At 68.2% G+C, this 2,062-nt stretch carries 4 protein-coding genes; 3 read left to right on the top strand and 1 reads right to left on the bottom strand.

All coding sequences use genetic code 11. From position 1 onward, the window contains the following. Positions 1 to 228 precede the first annotated feature (228 nt). The 3 genes from JCM19049_RS12555 to JCM19049_RS23550 are packed head-to-tail and all read left to right on the top strand — an operon-like array spanning position 229 to position 1,354. A complete protein-coding gene (locus JCM19049_RS12555) occupies positions 229 to 555 on the top strand; it encodes a rhodanese-like domain-containing protein (protein WP_054821759.1) in 327 nt (108 codons plus the stop codon). Beyond that, positions 552 to 1,217: a prephenate dehydratase gene (locus JCM19049_RS12550; RefSeq protein WP_374700311.1), complete on the top strand. Its 666-nt coding sequence runs from the start codon at positions 552 to 554 to the stop codon at positions 1,215 to 1,217. The genes JCM19049_RS12555 and JCM19049_RS12550 overlap by 4 nt, the downstream gene beginning before the upstream one ends. Beyond that, positions 1,214 to 1,354, top strand: a complete 141-nt coding sequence (locus tag JCM19049_RS23550) for a hypothetical protein (protein ID WP_374700310.1) — start codon at positions 1,214 to 1,216, stop codon at positions 1,352 to 1,354. Before JCM19049_RS12550 ends, JCM19049_RS23550 begins: the two co-directional genes overlap by 4 nt. Before the next feature lie 114 nt (positions 1,355 to 1,468). On the opposite strand, the gene JCM19049_RS12545 is transcribed toward JCM19049_RS23550, so the two are convergent. Then, positions 1,469 to 2,062, bottom strand: a 594-nt coding sequence (locus JCM19049_RS12545; RefSeq protein WP_374700309.1) for a diacylglycerol kinase family protein, incomplete at its 5' end; no start/stop codon positions are given.

Here is a 2,062-nt window from a genome sequence, read left to right as displayed (position 1 = left end):
CGCGCCGCCGCGGCCTGCAGCGCCCGCTGCTCCACGTGCACGAACGCGCCCAGGGAGGCGAAGCGTTCAATGCGCCGCAGGTAGTGTTCGGTCACTTCCCGGCTGGAGACCTCCCCGGCGGCCAGCTGGTTGCGCAACTTCAGGGCGGATGACGTCAACATGTCTGCTTTCGATGCTCGAACTCATTAGTCTTATAAGCAAACACCCTATGCGAGAGGAACGCTAACCATGAGTGACTTCGAGACCGTCTCGGTGACCGAGGTGCCCGACGGGGCGCTGATCCTGGATGTGCGCGAGGACTTCGAATGGGTTGAGGGCCACGCCAAGGGCGCCACCCACATCCCGCTGGGCCAGCTTCCCGAACGCTTCGAGGAACTGGATCCTGATGTGGACACCTATGTCATCTGCCGCACCGGGGGCCGCTCCGCCCAGGCCTCGGCCTGGCTGACCGGGATGGGCTACTCGGTGTACAACATTGCCGGGGGCTCGGACGCGTGGATCGAGGCGCAGCTGCCGATGGAATCCGAAAACGGGCAGGAGCCGGCCGTTCGATGAGATATGCCTACCTGGGCCCGTCGGGAACCTTCACCGAGGCCGCCCTGCTGCAGGTTCCCGGCGCGGACGAGGCCGAGCGGGTTCCGGCCGCCAACGTGAACGAGGCGCTGGCGCTGGTGCTGGAGGGCTCGGTGGACGGGGCGATGGTGCCGATCGAGAACTCCGTGGAGGGTGGGGTCTCGGCCACCCTGGACGCGATTGCCCGGGCCGACCACCTGCAGATCGTGCGCGAGGTGCTGGTGCCGATCACGTTCGTGCTCGCGGTGCGCGAGGACATCGACGCGCTGGAGCAGATCACCCAGATTTCCACGCATTCGGTCGCCTGGGCGCAGTGCCGCGGCTGGGTGCAGGCCAATATTCCCGGAGCGGAATTTATCCAGGGCTCCTCCACCGCGGCCGCCGCCGTGGGGCTGCAGGACCCCGAACAGCACCACCAGGCGGCGATCTGCTCGCCGCTGGTGGCCCACGACCGCAACCTGAAGGTGCTGGTCGAGGGCGTGGAGGACAATCTGGGGGCGGTCACCCGCTTCTTCCTGGTCACCCGTCCCGGACCGCTGCCGGCGCCCACCGGGGTGGACAAGACCACCCTGATCGTCCCGCTACCCGAGGACAAGCCCGGCGCGCTGATGGCGCTGCTGGAGCAGTTCGCCGCGCGCGGGTGAACCTCTCACGCATCGAGTCCCGGCCCACCGGCACGGGGCTGGGCAGCTACTTCTTCTCCGTGGACATCGACGGGCACCTGGCCGAGGAGCGGGTCGCCGCGGCGCTGACCGGGCTGCACCGATTGTGCCGGACCTGAAGTTCCTGGCTCCTACAACGCCGCGGAGGGGATCACCCCGAGCATCGACTCACACAACTCCAACGAGGCCTTCATCCGGGCCCGGGAATGGGTGGGCCAGCTGCTGCACCGCCTCTAGGCGGTGCGGATGCGCAGCGCCGACGGGTTGATCCAGGCCTGCAGGGTATTGACCATGCCGGTCGGGTCCCCGTCGATCTGCGTGTTCATCGGCTCCGTGCAGCGCAGCGAGACCTTCTTGGTCTTGTAGAAGGAAATCACCGGGATCTCGTTCTTCGCCCGGAACGCGGTCTTCAAAAAGATCCACACCCACCCGGCCGCCGAGCGGGGGGAGAGCACCACCGCGTCCAGGATCCCGTCATCGAGCTTCGCCTCGGGCACGAAGTCCAGGCCCTGCAGCTTGCCGCAGTTGGCGAACAGCACCGAACGCACCCGGCGGGTCTGCCAGGGGCCGTCCCCGAGCTGGAAGGAGACGCGCTTGCGCTGCCCGGGCAGCTGGCGCAGCCCGGCCTCCGAGTAGGCCAGCCAGCCGACCCGGCGCTTGAGCTGCTCGTCGGTGTCGTCAAAGAGGTCCGCGTCGGTGCCCACCCCGGCGATCACCAGGAACGCGTGGTCCGCCTCCGTGCCGTTCAGGTGCTGCAGGCGCAAATGCCCCACGTCATGCGCCGCACCCGGCCGCGCACCGCCAGCAGCGCGGTGGTGTGCACATCG

It is taken from the genome of Arthrobacter sp. JCM 19049 (assembly GCF_001310435.1).
The sequence above is the reverse complement of the archived record's forward strand: the minus strand, read 5'-3'. Positions and strand labels throughout refer to the sequence as shown.